At 31.4% G+C, this 18,563-nt stretch carries 22 protein-coding genes; all 22 read left to right on the top strand.

What is annotated here, in order from left to right; all coding sequences use genetic code 11:
* The first annotated feature begins 405 nt into the window (after nucleotides 1–405).
* The 22 genes from J2X31_RS17760 to J2X31_RS17865 all read left to right on the top strand — a co-directional run bounded on the left by J2X31_RS17760 (nucleotide 406) and on the right by J2X31_RS17865 (nucleotide 18,500).
* Nucleotides 406–1,725, top strand: coding sequence for a short-chain dehydrogenase (locus tag J2X31_RS17760; protein ID WP_310028843.1), 1,320 nt, complete (start codon nucleotides 406–408; stop codon nucleotides 1,723–1,725).
* Nucleotides 1,726–1,839: 114 nt separating this feature from the next.
* Nucleotides 1,840–2,235 (top strand): hypothetical protein, encoded by a 396-nt coding sequence (locus J2X31_RS17765; protein WP_310028846.1) that lies wholly within the window; start codon nucleotides 1,840–1,842, stop codon nucleotides 2,233–2,235.
* A 48-nt stretch (nucleotides 2,236–2,283) separates the two neighbouring features.
* Entirely contained in the window at nucleotides 2,284–3,210 is a 927-nt protein-coding gene (locus J2X31_RS17770; protein WP_310028849.1) for a hypothetical protein, read from the top strand.
* Nucleotides 3,211–3,232: 22 nt separating this feature from the next.
* A complete protein-coding gene (locus tag J2X31_RS17775; RefSeq protein ID WP_310028852.1) occupies nucleotides 3,233–3,700 on the top strand; it encodes a hypothetical protein in 468 nt (155 codons plus the stop codon).
* A 2-nt stretch (nucleotides 3,701–3,702) separates the two neighbouring features.
* Nucleotides 3,703–4,701 carry a hypothetical protein gene (locus tag J2X31_RS17780; protein ID WP_310028854.1) on the top strand — a complete coding sequence of 333 codons (999 nt, stop codon included), beginning with the start codon at nucleotides 3,703–3,705 and terminating at the stop codon, nucleotides 4,699–4,701.
* A gap of 7 nt (nucleotides 4,702–4,708) precedes the next feature.
* Nucleotides 4,709–5,674 (top strand): toxin-antitoxin system YwqK family antitoxin, encoded by a 966-nt coding sequence (locus tag J2X31_RS17785; RefSeq protein ID WP_310028856.1) that lies wholly within the window; start codon nucleotides 4,709–4,711, stop codon nucleotides 5,672–5,674.
* Between the two features lie 89 nt (nucleotides 5,675–5,763).
* Nucleotides 5,764–7,209, top strand: a complete 1,446-nt coding sequence (locus J2X31_RS17790) for a hypothetical protein (protein WP_310028858.1) — start codon at nucleotides 5,764–5,766, stop codon at nucleotides 7,207–7,209.
* Nucleotides 7,210–7,371: 162 nt separating this feature from the next.
* Nucleotides 7,372–8,205 carry a hypothetical protein gene (locus tag J2X31_RS17795; protein WP_310028861.1) on the top strand — a complete coding sequence of 278 codons (834 nt, stop codon included), beginning with the start codon at nucleotides 7,372–7,374 and terminating at the stop codon, nucleotides 8,203–8,205.
* Nucleotides 8,202–9,011, top strand: coding sequence for a hypothetical protein (locus tag J2X31_RS17800; RefSeq protein ID WP_310028863.1), 810 nt, complete (start codon nucleotides 8,202–8,204; stop codon nucleotides 9,009–9,011). Before J2X31_RS17795 ends, J2X31_RS17800 begins: the two co-directional genes overlap by 4 nt.
* 9 nt (nucleotides 9,012–9,020) lie before the next feature.
* Nucleotides 9,021–9,878 (top strand): hypothetical protein, encoded by an 858-nt coding sequence (locus J2X31_RS17805; RefSeq protein WP_310028864.1) that lies wholly within the window; start codon nucleotides 9,021–9,023, stop codon nucleotides 9,876–9,878.
* Between the two features lie 217 nt (nucleotides 9,879–10,095).
* Nucleotides 10,096–10,404: a hypothetical protein gene (locus tag J2X31_RS17810; protein ID WP_310028865.1), complete on the top strand. Its 309-nt coding sequence runs from the start codon at nucleotides 10,096–10,098 to the stop codon at nucleotides 10,402–10,404.
* A gap of 2 nt (nucleotides 10,405–10,406) precedes the next feature.
* Nucleotides 10,407–11,153, top strand: a complete 747-nt coding sequence (locus J2X31_RS17815; protein WP_310028867.1) for a DUF2931 family protein — start codon at nucleotides 10,407–10,409, stop codon at nucleotides 11,151–11,153.
* Between the two features lie 57 nt (nucleotides 11,154–11,210).
* Nucleotides 11,211–11,969 (top strand): SH3 domain-containing protein, encoded by a 759-nt coding sequence (locus tag J2X31_RS17820; protein WP_310028869.1) that lies wholly within the window; start codon nucleotides 11,211–11,213, stop codon nucleotides 11,967–11,969.
* A 136-nt stretch (nucleotides 11,970–12,105) separates the two neighbouring features.
* Nucleotides 12,106–12,696 carry a hypothetical protein gene (locus tag J2X31_RS17825; protein WP_310028871.1) on the top strand — a complete coding sequence of 197 codons (591 nt, stop codon included), beginning with the start codon at nucleotides 12,106–12,108 and terminating at the stop codon, nucleotides 12,694–12,696.
* A 56-nt stretch (nucleotides 12,697–12,752) separates the two neighbouring features.
* Nucleotides 12,753–13,838: a DUF4844 domain-containing protein gene (locus J2X31_RS17830; protein WP_310028873.1), complete on the top strand. Its 1,086-nt coding sequence runs from the start codon at nucleotides 12,753–12,755 to the stop codon at nucleotides 13,836–13,838.
* A gap of 77 nt (nucleotides 13,839–13,915) precedes the next feature.
* Entirely contained in the window at nucleotides 13,916–14,140 is a 225-nt protein-coding gene (locus tag J2X31_RS17835; protein WP_310028877.1) for a DUF2683 family protein, read from the top strand.
* Nucleotides 14,137–14,415 carry a Txe/YoeB family addiction module toxin gene (locus J2X31_RS17840; RefSeq protein WP_310028879.1) on the top strand — a complete coding sequence of 93 codons (279 nt, stop codon included), beginning with the start codon at nucleotides 14,137–14,139 and terminating at the stop codon, nucleotides 14,413–14,415. The genes J2X31_RS17835 and J2X31_RS17840 overlap by 4 nt, the downstream gene beginning before the upstream one ends.
* Nucleotides 14,416–14,818: 403 nt before the next feature.
* The gene (locus J2X31_RS17845) at nucleotides 14,819–15,406 is read left to right on the top strand and encodes a hypothetical protein (RefSeq protein ID WP_310028880.1); all 588 of its coding nucleotides are present in this window, start codon (nucleotides 14,819–14,821) and stop codon (nucleotides 15,404–15,406) included.
* Nucleotides 15,403–16,014, top strand: a complete 612-nt coding sequence (locus tag J2X31_RS17850; protein WP_310028883.1) for a hypothetical protein — start codon at nucleotides 15,403–15,405, stop codon at nucleotides 16,012–16,014. Before J2X31_RS17845 ends, J2X31_RS17850 begins: the two co-directional genes overlap by 4 nt.
* Complete coding sequence (locus tag J2X31_RS17855) at nucleotides 16,015–16,743, top strand: hypothetical protein (RefSeq protein ID WP_310028885.1); 729 nt, start codon at nucleotides 16,015–16,017, stop codon at nucleotides 16,741–16,743.
* Nucleotides 16,744–16,749: 6 nt separating this feature from the next.
* Entirely contained in the window at nucleotides 16,750–17,565 is an 816-nt protein-coding gene (locus tag J2X31_RS17860; RefSeq protein WP_310028887.1) for an SH3 domain-containing protein, read from the top strand.
* A gap of 683 nt (nucleotides 17,566–18,248) precedes the next feature.
* Nucleotides 18,249–18,500, top strand: a complete 252-nt coding sequence (locus J2X31_RS17865; RefSeq protein ID WP_310028888.1) for a hypothetical protein — start codon at nucleotides 18,249–18,251, stop codon at nucleotides 18,498–18,500.
* The last annotated feature ends 63 nt before the right edge of the window (nucleotides 18,501–18,563 follow it).

Here is an 18,563-nt window from a genome sequence, read left to right on the forward strand (position 1 = left end):
CTTATAATTTTCTGCCGAAAAAACCTTCTTTAAAATACGAAACAATTAAAACTAACCAATTAGCGGTCTTTTATTAATCGAGTTCAGGTTATAAAATATATCAATGGACAATAATCACTACCGCCAAGGATTTATCTCAATCCTTTTTACTGCTTTTTAATGATTTGGCACCGCCAAACCACTTCGTTGGATTTCAATGATTGCTTCGCAGTTTGCATCAGGCGGGCTGATGTCAAAATCCAGGTCTTTTTTCCTTATTTTCCCAAACTTTCCAACGAATCGTAAATGAAACCTTGCGAATTGTAAATGGTTTCGCATTTCGACAAAGAAGATTTTTATATTTGAAAGGAAATAATATCGAAAAGTTATCAAACGCATAAATAAGACATCCAACATTTTATCATAATGAACATAAACTTAAAAATCATATTTCCGTTACTACTCTGTTTAACAATTAGTTGCTCCGATAAAGACCAAACGGATGAAGCTTTGTTAGAAAAAGATAAATTAGAATTAGTGAAAAATTTAGATTCTGATAAAATATCAACATACAAATTTGGTAAAATCCTCATTAGAGCTTCAGTTGAGAAAGATACGGTTTCAACTGAATTTCAATCGTTTAAATCAGACCTTGATAGAATTTTCAACAAAGTAGTTAAATATGATATTGAGAATCCGGAGCGTTTGTCGGTATTAGAGTATATTTCGATTTATCATGATTATAAAAAAATGCAAGGCTTTATTATGAAAACCGATGAAGATCTTTTCCCCACATTATCTGATGCTTTCAACATAGCCTATGGCGACTCTATCAGCAGAAAAAACGCCTACTTTACCGGCAAAGAAAAAGAATATGTGCAAAACATTGAACACGCGGTTTTAAGCTCCATTGTGCTGTTAACTAAAGATTTAGGCAAAGAAGTGTCGCTTTATGAATGTTCAAAAACAAAGCCCGAATTACTGCCAGATTCCGAAATTAAAACCTTGTTACAGTTTTATAGAGGTTTTTTGTTTTTTGAAAAAAAATTACACTATCTGTCTGAAGATGAAATAACCAGAAACATCAATTGGTTAAACAACAACAAGAATGTAGATTTGCCCTACACAAGAGCTATCTTTAAATGGGAAAACTTAAACAATCAAGAAACACACATAGCGTTTCATTCACTAAATCATTTATTCAGAGGTTTTGACAGGTTGATGATGGAACGTGAAATTGACGAAAAACGAGCCCTTGAAGATTTTGAAATGTTTCTAAATGATGCAAACGAAATTGGTTTAGATAATGAAATTGTATGGTCAATAGAAACTTATCTTTATTTGAAAAATGAGGAAAACGAAAAAGCAATAAACACTTTGAAGAAGCTCAGAAACAGCAACTTACTTTCGTCAGACGACAAAAAACAAATAGATGAATCTGTTGAATATATAAAAAACAGAGAGTCAGGAAAAGTACTAAATGGATTTTATGATAAATTCTTTTTAAGCAAAATAGCCACAAAATATATGTTTTCGGTTTTATCTAAAGTGGATTGGGAAAAAGTACTGAAAGAACAAAATGTGCCACATACGGATCAGATGTTTAAAACCATTGAACGTTTAAAAGATTTTAATGAAAACTTATCGAAATATACCAGTGCCGAAAATTTAAAAGAAACCACAAGAGATATTAAAAGCAAAAGCGAAAACCTTTGGAGCAAAGCCAAAGGATTAGTAAAAGAATAAAAATTTATTAATTTTCTCCAACTCCCCAACGAATCGTAAACGAAACCTTGCGAATTGTAAATGGTTTTGTGTTTCAACAAGGAAGATTTTTACATTTGAATAAATTAACTTCAAATGAAAAAAGCATTCTTTACAATTATACTAACCTATTCAACCGTTGTTTCAGCACAAAACAAAGACATTGAGATTGTTCGAGATGAACAGACTTCCGACAATAAATCTGTATGGGTAAAAGAAGGTAAAAATAAAGCATCATTTAAAATAAATTTCAGAGGAGGCTGTTGTGATATGCCTTTGCCAGAGATGATGAATGCCGAAGTTGTAAACGATACTTTATACATTGATAAAGCCGTTGAAAACCATTCCCGACACGATGATATAGGAATTTGCGGAACATCCGTAAAAATCATCATTGACACAAAATCTTATCCGGATTACAAAAAGTTAATCTTATTCTACAAAAAACTGGAATCGACAAAAAAGCGAAGAGTTCCGCACTATAAAGGTTAAAAATCATTTCCATTGGATCGACAATTTTACATTAAAAACACAAAACAAATGAAAACCAAAATTCTCTTTTTCCTGATGGCACTCCCCTTTTTTGGCATTGCACAAACGCAAAATTTTCGTAAAGCGATTTTAAAAAGTGATTTGATCATTTCTATCAACGATTATAGTATTGATACCGTTCGTATAAACGATTTTACATCAAAACAATACATCAATATCGATAAAATCAACGAGGGAAATGCTTGGGTTTATAAAAATAATTTGCCTTCGGTACCAAAAAAACTATCGCTCCGAAAGTTTGAAGATGGCGAAGATTTTTATTCTTATTTAATCACAAATGACGGTGCTTGCATTCATCCTGCTTATAGAGCACACGAACAATTTAAAACCTACCACGATTTATTCTTCATCAAAAAAACAAAAAACGAATACCAGATTGTGATGTTTCTGCAAAGTTTAGAATGGGAACAATTGAAAATTTTTGAACAACAAATAAAGTCATTTGCCGAAATTGAAAAAATCAAAAATGAAAAAGAACGCTACCAAAAATCGCTCGATTGGTTTATTGAAAACGGATTGATGCCCGACAATGATTTTGTAGATTATTACAAACAAAAGGGGATAACCAAAGATACAATTCAATATTCCGAACAACAATACAAAAACGCTTTACAACAGTTACAGAAAGGAAAAGAAGACCTTTTGCCAATGGTTCGCAAAAAATATTTTGAAAATATTAAACAGTATTACACTCAAAAACTGGAAGCTATTCTGAAGATAGAAAAACCAGAATACAAGGATTATTATAATTTCGACAAAGCTTTTCGCAGTATTGTTGAAGAATTAGATTATGATTCGGCCGATTATCTTCTTTACAATGCTCTGACTTCCGATAAATTTGACCAATATGATAAAAGAAAAATGATGCAACATTTATTAGAAGTAGCAAAAAATTGGGAGTTATCTGAAGATTAATCTTAAATTAAAAACACAAATTATGCAACTTAAATTAATCTTTTTTCTTCTAGTATTACCCTTTTTCGGCAATGCACAAAACACCGATTTTGATGTAAAAATCTACAGCCATAAATCATCTACTTTTGAAAACAAATTCTGGCTGGTTTTATATAAAATTGATTGGAATGCAAAAACAATTCAATATGCTCAAGTTCATCTTAAAGAGGGAGACGAAGTGTCTGATTTAAAAAGTATTAGACAGATATTTAGAAATGCAATTCCTGCAAGTAAGTTTATTGTTTTAAATCCCAATAAAATAAAAGTTGAGAGAATTCGTAGAAAAAGAAACTGGCTCAATTTCGCAACTCCAAGAATAAAAAGTTCGCCTGCAGAACGATATTTTATTAATGGCGACACACTTGGTAGAAGAAAAAAAGGTGGAGGATATGTTCTCGATAAAGAATTAACACTTCGTTATCAACAAGAAAACCAGAAATCGGGAAACTAAATATGAAAAGCGTTTTTTCAGGCATATTAGGTTTGGTGGCAATGGTTGTGTTTTGCTCCATTTTTATGTTGATTTTTTTCAACCAATTCATCGTGCCTGTTTTTCCTGTAATCGTAGCGGTAGTTGTTTATTTTTTAACCAAAACACAACGTATTCTCATCAAAAAAAAGTACATTCCCATCAATCAATTATCTGAAGGTTTGGTTAAAATTGAAGGAAAGATAAACGCATCAACCACTCTAGAAACGCCTTATTTTAAAGACCAGTGCATTGGCTACAGCTACGAAAAGGCGGAAATTGATTATGATGATGAAACCGGTAATGAATACACAAAAAGTGCTGTTCTTAAAAATAATTTCCAAGAATTTTATATTTCTGATGCAACCGGAAAAATCAAAGTAAACCCAGAAGGCTTGAACCTTACATTTTTGACCGGAAAATCAAAAGTTATCAGCAAAACCCGACACACAGAACGAACCTTAAAAAACGATGACGAAATTACCATTTTAGCAAACGCTGTAAAAAATAAATGGAACGAATTTGAATTGCAAAAATCAGATGGAAATCCTTTTACAATAAGCGATAAAACCAATATCAGCAAACAAGAAAAATCATTTCAAATCATCAAATTGTTATTGCCTTATCTTGTTTTGATGTATGTTGGTGTGAATTATTTTTTGTTTACACCGATAGAAATACAAATAGAACAAAATGAAATTTTCCCTTATTTTGCCATTTTCGGAATGCCCATTTTGGCAATTATTTTAGGATTAATTGGTAGCCGATTTGAAGGTTTTGCCAATCTCATCTTATCCAATTTGGCAGGAACTTGCTTCATTGTTGCATTATTGACGATTCCATTATTGTGCTTATTTTTAATGATTGAAATTGAATTTTATCGGATAATCTGCATCTGGACAACCATTTTTGTTTGCACAACGATTGCTTTTGTAATGAATTTTAAAAGATTGGATGGGCTTTTTGAAAAAGACGAAAAATAGAAAAACGATGAAAAACATTTTACTCTTTCTTTTCCTTTTTGGTTCACTAAACTTATGTTTCGCACAAAAAAAATGGGTTAAAATAGATCTGGAAGAAACTTTTTACAATTACGAAAATAAAAAAACCTGTTGGGTAAAATCTAAAGAACCGCTAACGGGGAAATTTGCCATCAAAATGAACCCGCATCAGGTTAATAAAGAACAATTTATGGATGGTTTGAAACACGGGGAAACTAAAATTTATAGAAATAAAAAATTGGCAGAAAAAGGTTTTTACATTAATAATTTAAGAGAAAATGAAAGGTTTTATTACAACAAAAATGGATCTATCAGGAAAATCTCCAATTACAAAAACGGAGTTCGTGACAGTACAGAAACCATTTATTACAAAGGTAAAATCAGTGAAACCTACACTTACAAGAATAATCATTTGAATGGTTGGGCAAGTCAATTTTCATCTACAAAACCGTATGAACTTATCGAAAAAGCGTTTTATGTGGATGATAAAAAGGTGAAAAAAATCCGTTTTCAAACCGTTGATGATTTAGAATTTGTGGTTTCGGATAGTTTGTTTTATGATGAAAAAGATAATTTGAAATTGCAAAAAACCTACATCAACGATTCACTTTATTTACAAATAGAAATTAATAAAAATGTGATTATCAATGATATATATAACAGAAAAACAACCAAGATAAACATTTATAGAGCCAACAAACTGGATGAAATTTTTTATTTCCCAGACAAAGATTTTCTGGAAACCGCAACTCGAATTTTAAATTTATTGAACTATCGATTTGTTTTTTACACAGATACCCAAAAACCACACTTGCTATTAGAAACACCCGAAAAAACTTCGTTTGACAAAACCAGGTTTTACATAGAATATCCGTTAGGGAATTTGCAATCTGTAATTTATGAATATGAAAACGACCCAAGAAGCGGTTGGTATTATTGGGATGTGGATAGATAAAAAATGCCACAAATGAACGAATAAAATTGTTTATTTTAGAAATATTCGTGCATCTGTGGCAAATAAAATTAGTAACCAATAAAAAACCGATGAAAAAAACAATATTCTTCTTCCTAACGCTATTTTGCACCCAAAATATGTTGGCTCAAAAGAACCTCGATGCAAACGATTGGGTAAAAATACTTTCGGGAAATATTGCGACTTATCAAGAATACAACATCAAAACATTGAATTTGTATCAAAACAACAAAATTATCAAACGTATTGATTATCATTCTGTTGAAAGAAAAATTACCGCCAATGGTGAGAAAGATTCCGTGACTTATCTTTTTGATAAAAACAATAGAATGACAGCGGTTTATTTTCCGCAAGAATCCTACTTTCTTAATTATCACGATGCGAATGTTAAAGCTAATTTTTTTCAATTAAAAAAAGACGAAGACAGTTTGCAAATCACACAAACCATCAGCTTTCCGTATCCTGAAAAACAAAAAATTGAATGGTTGGAGATCATCAAAAAATCTAAAAAAACGGGGAAAACCGTATTTTCTTCTTCGGAAAAATACATCTTGAATCCAAAAGACAGTTTGTGGAATTATGAAGAAAGCAGAACAAACAAAAACTTTTATCGGAGATATTACAATGGAGCATCATCACAATTGAGATATGTTTCTGAAAAAGAATACAGTTATGATTCAACTTATGTTCGACCAAACGGAATTCGGTTTTCTAAATATGAACAAATGAAAAACGACAGCCTTTGGCGACATATTTCTGTGGGCGACAGCGTTTATAACTACCATTATAAGTCGGGAAAATTATATCAAAAACAAATACGTTTTGAAGATAATCTCAAAAACGAATACAATTACAACCCAGAAACTGGGAAATTGATGGAAACCATTGCCTATACCTATTTTCCTGAAAATGAATATGGAGGAATAGTTCTTTGGAAAAAAGAATATCATAATCTAGAAACCCAGAAAACCGAAATCACATTTCCCAACAAAAAGAACTTCAAACTGCGGAATAATGTTTTGATAGAACGAAAAAAATGGAAATGGAATTTGTTTAAAAAAATATTTCCTGCCAGTGAAATATTGGGTTGCGGTACAACAAGCCATTCTGTTCACACATCAAAATCTAAGCGTTTACCTTATTACATTTACAATATTGCTTCTACTTCAATTTTAGTCGATAATTATTTTTTAATTAGAAATCTTGACGACTACGAGTTTTCGGATAGTTTTATAGATGATGATATTAACCAAAGTTTTATTCACAGCGAAATATCATTGGCAGATTTTCAAAAATCGACGTTTTCTGGAGTTTACAAAACTGGGACAGTTCCACGAGATATAAGAAACGAAATGCAAAGAATAAGTAAAAGATTTGTCCGAAAAATGGAATCATACAAATATTATAAACTGGAAATCATTACACACGACAACGAAAAATTTGAATGTGAACCGTATCAACATTTTAATCAAATACAATTGCCAATAGATGTTTTTATTTACCGTGGGGATTTATAAGATAAAATAGAATAATAAATTTCTAATATTAATACGAATCGTAAACCAAACCTTGCGAATCGTAAATGGTTTCATTTTCAATAAAGAAGATTTTTATATTTGAAAGGAAATGAAAATCTACAACGCAAAAAAACGGATGATAAAAATAAAATGTCAAACAAAATGAAACCAATATTCTATATTTTCTTCACACTTTTCATCATTTTGAGTAATTTGGCGTGTGCTCAAAAAACAGACAAAGTGCAAAACGAAAACACCTACCATTCGGAAATGATAAGAGACTCAATTTTTGAAAACGTGATTCAAATAATCGATAACAATGTAGCTACCAATGGTATAGATTATATTTTTGATGTTTCAATTTCAAAAAACACGCAAGTACCCGTTTTATTTATACAAACCAAAGTGCCGTTAAATCTTTTGCCAACCATTTATCCCGAATTTTCTAAAATCATTGTCATCACACCCAATTGGACTTATTATGCAGAAGTTTCTGGCAATCAACCCAAAGGTGTTGATTGTGCCGAACCAATGGCAAGTTCAATAGTTTATGAATTTAATAGAGAAAACGGAAAATTACAAAAAGATAGTTTGGTCATTAAGGGCGGAAATGGTTTTCCTGAAATGAAATTTTCAGAATATAATCAACTGAAAAACAACGAAATAAAAATTTATTATACCGAAAGCTATGGTTCAGATTGTTGCCCAAGAGACCAACAATTGGACAACAAACCTACGAGAGAAGAATTTATAAGTTTTTTTGAAAAAGAAAACAAAGTCAAAATTACAGATACTTACGCAGAAATGAGAGGAAAAGAAGGAGAAGTTAATTTTTATTATACTTTAAATCAGCTATCTAACCATTTGAAATTAAAATTTATTTTAGAACGAGATTTTTATCGGATAATAAACAGACACACCAAAGACATTATAAAAACGCCTCAAATTTACACACCAAAAACAATTACCCTTCACAACAAAATAGAAAAATTATGAAACATCTACCAACAATTTTAATGCTCACATTAGCTTGTATAATGGCAAGTTGTTCAGACGAAAAAGACGGAAAACACGAAAAAGGATTTCAGGTAAGTGCCACATCAGAAGGTTCAGAAAATGACCAAGTAAACGGCATCAACCCCGATTCTTTAAAAATCAAAACGCAACCAGGCGGTGTTTTAATGACAGGCATTCCCAACGTGAGACTCACAACTGTTTTCAAAGTAAACGTAAACAAAAAAGACAAGACAACCTTCACGGGTTCTAATGATTTTCATTACAGATATGAAGAATATGCTGAAAATGGAGAAGTAAAAAAAGACAGAGCAAACAACTGGAACAGCAATTTAATGCCGGGACTTTCAGCAGTTTATGGATACAATATGGTCAATATTTCGCACTACGACATCAAAGAAAACAAGCAAAAAAATTTCTTTAAAAAACCCGTTTTAGTGAGAACGCTTTATTTTCCAACGTTTTCCAAAGACACGCTGAACTACAAACCCGTTCAAAGAAATTATTTCATCGTTTCGGTTTATAACGACGACACCAACAAAGACGGATTCATCAACCTCAAAGACTTGAGACGACTGTATTTATTCGACATAAATGGCGAAAATCAAAAAGCACTTGTTCCCGAAAATTATTCCGTTTTCAAATCAGAATATGACTCTGACAACGATTTTATGTATGTATTTGCGAAACCAGACACCAACAAAAACGGCAAACAAGACGAATCTGAACCCATTCACATTTTTTGGATAGACCTCAAAGACCCAAATAAGACTGGAAGGTTGTATTGAAATTGAAAAATGAATAAAAAAACAACACCATTTCTAATTTTGTTGCTATTTGTTTTAACGTCTTGCGGAAGCGACATTAAAACTGAAGAAGACAAATTCCCAAATATTCCCGAATTTCCAAAATTTGAGAACGATGTTTTTCGCACTAAAAACATCGCTACAATAGAATTACAACCATTGCAAAAATTTAGCAGAACGTTTCACAATCCCTTCAATTTAGTTTATGCTGTTAAAGATTCGTCGCTCTATTTTTTGACATTTTACAATGACGATGAATTTCCAGAGGAAGCATATTTGAATTATAAATATTACTTAACACTAATGAAAATATCCGATGGAAAAATTAAAATCGAAAGAAAATGGGTTGATTCTGATTTTGAATTCAATTTTTGGATTAAATCAAATAATGACATCGTGGTAGGCAAACAAATTTTAACATTTAATGATGATTATAAAAGTTCAATAAAAAATGATAGTGTGGTTATCAACAGTATTAAAGGCATAAAATTTGAACGTTGGACTAAAGATTTTATAGACAATGAAGAAAAAACCATAGCAAATAATAAAGAGAACGGTTTAGTTGAATTTGACAATGTAGTGGTAGATTCAGAAAGTAAGCTTGGTGGTGGTTGGAACAACGGATTTGAAGTTCGTGACTATCCGGTTTATTTGAGTTATTATAAACTAAATTGGAACAACAAAACAGCCAAAACTAAAATTGATTTTAGCATCCATAAAAACGCTCCTATTTTACTGAAAACAAGTAACAATCTCTATTACATTCAATACAACGAAAAACCTCAAACATCCATAGATCCTGAAAAAAACAGACAAGCTAAATCCTTTGTTATAAATCAAATAGAATAAAAAATCAATGCAAATAAATCGTAAATAAAAGAATTCTAACCAAATAACAATACCACCCTTTTAGGGTTTTGTGTAACACCTGCACAAATTTTGCTATAATCCTGTCAGTCCTTCGGACTTGGAAAATCCCGAAGGGATGAAATGATTATAGAAATAAAGATGAGAACCAACCAAAATCCCGAAGGGATGAAATTATTATAAACAAAAAAGAATATCAATGCAACAAAACACACCAGAAATCATCAAACAAAAAAACAGCAATCTGTCCATTTTGCTCATTGTAGTCAATTTAATTTTGCTTCTGATTTTTGCAAATGTAGAAGATAACGGAAGCAATCAGGAGTCAATAAATTATTGCTATTTATCTTTTGTGGCAACGGTTTTATTAGGCTTTTACGCCTTCAGCTATCACGGCAAAGGCTATCGAATTGCAAAATGGTTGTTTGCAATTTCGCTGATTATCAGTTTACTATTATTTGGCTTAATGTGGTATGGAGCAGGTTTAGCTGGTGCTTTTAAAAATTAATTATGAAGCTAAATTTCATCAATAAAATATACATTGCCATTACTTTGATTTTGGTTGTCGCAATTGTAATTAAATTCATCAATTACAAAAGCTCGGATAGGTATTATTATTTTTCAAGCGTTTGTGCACCAGAAAGTTATCCAATTGCTATTCATAACGCTTATTTTATTTTGGCAGATGGCGATTTGGGTCATATAAAAGATGAAGATGTAGATAGGTTTACCTCAAAATGGGGCGAAGAATATTATTTCGCCGAAAGTCATCACAGGGAGCGATTGCCCGTAAAACTGGTTTTGCAATATGTTTCGTATCGAGATAAAAAGTTTTACAGCGACACTTTGAACTTGCCCGAAAAAGAAATTAAACAAATTTTTGAATCCGCCTTGCAAAACAAGCAGGCTACAAAATTGCATAGCCATCCAACCGGAGTAAAAGGCCTCACTTTTTTAGTCGGCATAGCCAATGATGGCAATATTGCGGTTTGGTTGCGAGGTGTTTTTTTGGAAAAATTAATCCTGAAACAAAAATTAACAGCCAAAGAACCGAAAGGCGATGAAACCTATTACGAAAAGCGATTGTCAAAGGCAGAATACATCAAAAAACGTTTTGAAAATTTGGAAGATAGCGTTAAACTAAAACTCGATAACGGCTTTGAAGCCAGAGCAAATTACATTGATACGCCAACACATTACATAGAGAAAAATAAAGAACTCTGGGAATATCAAAAGAAAAATAAATTTATAGATTGATGCTACGAGTTGGGCAAATCCCGAAGAGCGAATAAATGTATTGATATTGATAAATAAATGAAAAAAACAACACTATTTCTAATTTCGTTGCTATTTGTTTTAACGTCTTGTGCAAACGACATTAAAACAAAACCCGAAAAAACAGTAACCAAACGAGGACTCATTGTTCCGCTGGTTGACAGTTTAAAATATTCTGAAGAATACTGTTGCATCCTTTTGCCAGAACAAGGTTTTTCGGTGTATGATGGTCCAAAAGGGAAAATTATCGGAACAATAAAAAGAATTGGCGATAAAAAAACAGATGATCAAGTTCCGTATAAAATCTATTTTGTATCGGGAAACAAAAAAGCAGAGGTTAACAATTATCGGGAAATTGGCTATGAACTATTTGCCCTAAATTACACCGATTCTGTTCAAGGATATCTGAAAATTCTTGATCCTTTAAAAAATCATTGGCTAAACGTTTCCGAAATTAAAAAACACGGTTTCAAGGCAATGAGTTGGCGTGATTTTATGATTGGGCAAAGTCAAGATGTATTGGGTTATTATGCCAACGAACCCGGATTGCGTTTGCGAAAAAAACCAAACACAGATGGCGAAATAATAAGTTCCGTTCGAGGCGATTTATTTGAAATAAAACTCACAACCGAAACCTACGGACAATGGTGCAAAGTAAAAGTCACAAAATACAGAGAACATCCGTGCAACACAGAATTGAACGAAAAAGAAAATATAGAATACAAAACCGAAGGCTGGCTAAAAATAATTGACGACAACGGAGAACCCAATCTTTATAATTATACAAGAGGATGTTGAGAATGAGATGGTATAATTATTTCAAAATAAAAAAAACGAATCGTAAACCAAACCTTGCGAATTGTAAATGGTTTCACATTTCAGGGATGAATGTTTTTACATTTGAAAAAAAACTTTATAAACACAATATTTGAAAATGAAAGACAAAATAAATTGGGTGATTTTGATGGTTTTATTTATTCCAAGTTTGGCATTTGCTCAAAAATTAGATGATTTCAACGTGTTCCTTAAATCTTTCAAAGATGAAAATAAGAAAGACACCATTATGATGTTGGGAAACTTAAAACCACCTGGCGAGTTTGGATGTGGCACTGGAGCAATGGAATATTTTAATCAAATAGAAATCTATTCGAATGGAAAAGGAAAATCTATCAATAATTTGAATTTACTACAAGAATTTGAGAAAAAAATGGATAATCCTATATTTTGGGACTATCTCTATGGCTCTATTTACACGAGAGATAAACACAATAACGAAATAGAAGTGAGCTTTAAAAATGATGAAGCAAGAAATAGTTTCTTTAAAAATGCCAAACGGTTGGGTATAAATTTTGAAAAAATCGATAGAAAAAACATTGCTTATCACTGTATAATTGGTGATTTGAAAGAAAACAAACAAGTGATTGAAAGTTATTATTTGATAAAAGTAAAAAAACAATGGAAGCTTGACAAAATAACAACCATAACAATTGAAAACAACTTTGAAGGAGTTTATCCCAATTTTTAAAATTGAAATAAGAAATTGAAATACAACCGAAATCAAGAAAAAAACATCAATTTGAAATGAAACCATCAATCATAAAATATTTTTTAAAAACAATTTCAGTTCTATTACTTACAATTTTCAGTTCCTGCACAGATATGAAAAATCAAACCGAAGAAGTAATCAATCTCAACAGAACAATACTTACTGATGATTTAAAAAAATTGGAAGAAGAAAAAATCATCACACAAAGTGAATTCACACAAATCAAAGAAAGACTAAATGCAGATTTAGATTATTATTTACAACATCAGGATATTGATTTTCCAGGATTGGAAAAAATGTTTTTTGAAACCATCAAGAGTTTCGAGAATATTAAAATTAATCAACCCCTATTTTCAGAAATTTCATCCACTTATGGTATCATTACAAGCCAAATTACAATGCGACAGTTTCCAACAATTGATAAGGATGATTATGAGATTGGGTTGAAATTGAACAAAGTGATGAATAACTGGTTTGAAAATTACCAAAACGATAGCGAAAAATTAGATGATTTAATTGCTCAAGTCAACCGAACTAAACAATTCAAAATTCATACAGACATTTCAGATGTAGAATATGATGAAATGCTTGCCACGATTACCAAAATAAAAACCGACACCACAATTTCTGCTACCGCTCTAAAAGAAATTCTGACAGACGGAATGCTAAAATACTGCAACAAAAGCAATAACAGCAATCTTGAAATTCTCAACATTTATGGAGCCATTGACAGAATAAAAAAACTCGGAATTCACGATGAACTTTCTGCCATTTATGAAAAAAAATGGACAAAACCCAAAGAACCAAGTTACGCAGAAATGAAGCAACAGGTTTTGGGCAGGTTCAAAATTTTGTTGTCAGATGAAATGATTACACAGCAAGAGTATGAGGAAATTACTAAAACGATTGTCGCAGATATTGATTATTGCAAAAAAAACACCGAAAATAAAGATAAAATAAAAGCAAAATTACTAATCGGTTTGGCAAAATTAAAAGACAAATTGGGCGACACAGAAGACAGAGAAGCCATTGTAGATTTGTACTTTATTCTTTCTCAAAAAACTAAAGTGGACATTAAGAGTGATTTGAATATGTGGCTTTATGGTTTTGACCCGAAGTAGAGATGACTTAAAGGTTAAACCGAACAATTTTTGAATCAATTTAATTACATTTGTATAATTCTTAAATTTGAAATAAGATGGAAAGTATAACAATTTATCCGAAAAATGAACAGCAAAAATCTTTGCTAAAATCTTTATTGAAAGAAATGAAAGTTCGTTTTGAAATTGGAATTTCTGATGAGCAAACTTTATTAAGCGAAAATGAATTCATCGCTAAAATAGATAAATCTATTAAACAAGCTGAATCTGGAAAAACCAACAAGCTTACAAGTGAACAACAAAAACAATTTTTGGGTTTATGAGTTATTCGATAGAATTAACCGAAGAAGCAATTTCTGACATTGAAAAACATAAAAAATCGGGCGACAAAAAGATTCTATTCAAAATCGACAAACTTTTAAATGAATTAAGAGAACACCCAACAACAGGAACTGGAAAGCCAGAAAAACTAAAACACTACGAAGTAGCAACTTGGTCGCGAAGAATATCTGATAAGCATCGAATTGTTTACAGAATTGAAGGCGAAAAAATTGTGGTTATTGTTCTTTCTTTTTGGGGACATTACAATGATAAATAATCAAGACTACCACCAACAAGGGTAACCATTTCACAATCCTTTCAAAAATATAAATTTAAATATAATTACAAAAAACAACCTCGTTTGTCCCGAAGTTTCAGGATTCTATGCGAGGTTTTTTTTGTGATAAACTTGGGAAAAATTCTCAACTTCTCTTCAAATTTCTTGCGAATCGTAAACCAAACCTTGCGAATTGTAAATGGTTTCACATTTCAGGTATGAATGTTTTTATATTTGAAAAGAGGAAAAAGCAAAATCGATATAAAAACCGATTTGAATATGTGACTTTATGGTTTTGACTCGAAGTAGAAAACTGCTTTTATTGATACAAATAAAGCTACCAACCAAAATCCCGATGGGATGACATTATGATAGAAACAACAACCATAAAAATATCAAAAAGATGAAAAAACTATTGATATCCCTACTTTTATTTGCCTATGTTTTCACCTTTGCACAGGAAAAACTCATAAAAGACATCGACTTTGACGGCGTGAAAGACACGGTTTATTTAGACCTTGAAAAAGCCGTGATTGTCTGTAAATTATCTACACAAAATTTCAAAAAAACTGAAAGCAAACCGATAGAAATTTTGAATGCTATGTCGGGAATTGTAGATGCAAAAAATGGTTTTGTGTTTTTTAATGATTGGATGCGAGCTGGTTATAAAAATCAATTCAGATACAACAAAAAGTTGAAAAAAATCCAATTAATAGGAATGAGCAGATACGAATTTGGAACCGCAACAGGAAACGGAAGTGGCGAATCAAGCGTAAATCTATTGACACACGATTACATCGGAAACTGGAATTATTATGACAATTTTGCAAATAATGAAAAAGGCGAACTCGTGAAAATCCCAACAATCAAAACCAAAATGAAGTTTCAACCAATTACTTTGGAAACATTTGGCGAAGATATTTATTTTGAATTTTCCGAAAGATGCTCTAAACTTTACTATAGTCACAAAGAAAAAATGAAAAGCAAATGAAACATATAAACCTAATAATCATACTGTTAACTGTTACTCTTTTTTCCTGCAAACAATCAGAAAACAAGACTGAATCTGAAACAATCATTTTGGCAATTCCATCAAAAACAACAAACGACTCATTAGAACTCCAAAACCTAACCAGAGCTCTTTACAAATGGAATGAAACAAAAAGTTCGCAAGCAGATTTTGACCCAATTCAAATAGAAAAAACCGACAGCGTTTATACCAAACTTGATTTGGACAGCCACAAAAAAAGGTTGAAAGAACTTAGTGAAACCAATTTATTTTCAGAGCAGTTCATCGAAAATTACGATAAAATAGCTTTGACGATTGATGAAAAAATGTTGAACAAAACAATTGTTTGGAACATTGGCGAACTTCCCTCCTTTGGTTTTGATGCCAATCCGTGGTGCAATTGCCAGGACAATCCAGATAATTATTGGGAAATTTTGACTATAAAAAAACTTGCGATTAAAGAAAACAAAGCCAGTTTTGTTTGGACTTGGGGCGATGATTTTCAGTATAAAACAAAAGCCATCAAAGAAAATAATGTTTGGAAAATAGCCTATCTCGAAGGTTTTGACTTTAACGAATTTATAAAATAAATGATAATAATACTCATCATATTAATTTTATTTCTACTAATAATTCTTTTTGTTATTCTATTTTCTTGCTACAAAATAATAGTTTGGATAAGCAAAACAAAAACAAGAACCTATTGGGCTTTGAGCTTATTGGGAATTTTGATTTTTGCAAAAATCATCGATTATGCCTTTTTTACCAATATGGAATTCATCCAATCAAAAGTATATCCGCATTTGTACTTGGTTAAAAATGAAATCAACGACAGAGATTCGCTAAACAGCATTATCAAAAAAATGGCGATTGAAAAAATGAATAAAGAATTCATCGGCAACGAAGATAAATTCAAATACAAGTACGAATACACAGAAGGTTCAAGAACAGATTTGCAATATTCGTTGAGCTTTTATACCTATTTTGAAGGATGGGGAACCAACCCATTTGGACAAGCCGGAACCGCACATTTCATAGACAACGAAGAAGATCCAGGAGGATTTTCGAGCGAAGAACTTAGCCATTATCGGGAATATCAAATTGCAGAATTATACATCACGTTTTGCGAAAACGACACCCTAAATTATATTGCCACCATAACTTATTATCAAAACGAATATGATATGAAAAAGGATACACTCATCAACAAATGCATCCAACAAGAAAAAGAAGTACTTCCCAAAAAAGAAATTATACCATACAAAAGCACACATTCTGGAGCTGGAGGAGTTGATTATCCGTCGGAATCTAAAAAATAAAACCAAATGAAAAATCTGCTATTATTAACCGCTTTCGCTTTGATTTTCTTCGTGCAATCTTGTGGACAAACATCACAACAAGCAACAGAAACCAGTAAACAACTTCAAACCACTGAGTCCAATGTAAAATTAGTTTCCGAAAATGAATCAGAAAACCTTTTTTCATTTTCAAATTTTGCTAAAATTGAAGACAAAGACGGCTATGTAAATATCAGAGAAGAGGCAAACACAAACAGCAAAATTGTGGGCAAAATTAAATCGGGCGAAATTGTTTATATTTTTAACTATGGTGATGAGCTTGGTAATTGGCTCATTATAGATTATTTAGAAAACGATGAAAACCTTCTTACAGGTTACATTCATAAATCAAGATTAAAACCCATCAACTCATACGAACACATTCCGTCTGTTTGGCACGATGAAAATGGAGCAGAATTTATTTTACGAAACATTCAAATAAAAATCAAAACTGAAAAATTTGACTATGAAGCAAACAAAAAATATTTTTCAACTTTCCAATATGCAACTTATGCGGTTGACAAATATAAACACCAAGAAATTTGGGGAACAGACGGCACGCTTCCGCAAACACATTACACATCAATTACAGCAAACATCGACAATCAAACAATAGAAATTCCTGAAAAAGAAATTGAAAACCTGTTTAACACAAACAACGAATATTCAGAATGCTATTTTGATAAAAACACTGAAACCTTATACATTATATTGATGAATTCTGATGGTGCTGGAGCATACAGAGTCATTTTTATTATCGAAAAAGGAAAATATAAGAGTAGGAAAATTTACAATGCAAATTAGAAAAAAAAGTAAAATAAAATTTCAAGCCAGATCCGTCGAGCTTGTACCGATTTGTCGAGAAGCAGTCTTTTATTTGGAAAAAAATGAAAAGCCTGAAAGGCTGAAATGATTATAGAAATATATAGTTGACAGATTTTTTAACCCTGAAAGAGTAACAATACCATCCCTACGGGATTTTTTCCCCTGAAACATTCTATTTCTATAATCATTTTACCTCTTCGAGGTTCATTATAATTTCAAAAAACCAATACTTTCCCAACGAATCGTAAATGAAACCTTGCGAATTGTAAATGGTTTCATTTTCAATAAGGAAGATTTATATATTTGGAAAAAAGGAAAAGCCTAAAAGGTTGAAATGATTATAGAAATATATAGACGACCGATTTTTTAACCTTGAAAGGGTAACAATATCATCCCTACGGGATTTTTTTCTCTGAAACATTCTATTTCTATAATCATTTTACCTCTTCGAGGTTCATTATAACTTCAAAAAACCTATACTTTCCCAACGAATCGTAAACCAAACCCAGCGAATTGTAAATGGTTTGCCATTGAAATATAAAATCGCCTTAATTTTATAACGATAACAAACGACAGTAAATAATTAAAAACGGCACAGTTGCGTCAATCTGAGAGTTAGCGGTAAGTTTAGAAAATCCGCACCCAGAAACAAAATTTTGAAAATGAAAAACATTTTAATAACAATTTTTATTATAATATCAAACATAACGTTTGCTCAAGAATATAAAACTTTAGACAGTATTTATTTTGTTGATTTTGAAAACATAAATAAAGGAGAAGTTCAAATAAGAAAATACTCAAACTTTGAATTGAACAAAAAATGGTGGATTGCTCAAAAAAATTACAAATTGTATCAAAAAAATGAAGATTTGGAATTTATTAATAACCTGAACTCGATTAATAATTTAGGCTAAAAATATTGTACAAAAAGGTAAAATTTAGTATATTTAAATCTCTGACAATTAAATATTTAAACT

Origin of the sequence: Flavobacterium arsenatis (assembly GCF_031456785.1) — a bacterium.
GTDB lineage: Bacteria > Bacteroidota > Bacteroidia > Flavobacteriales > Flavobacteriaceae > Flavobacterium > Flavobacterium arsenatis.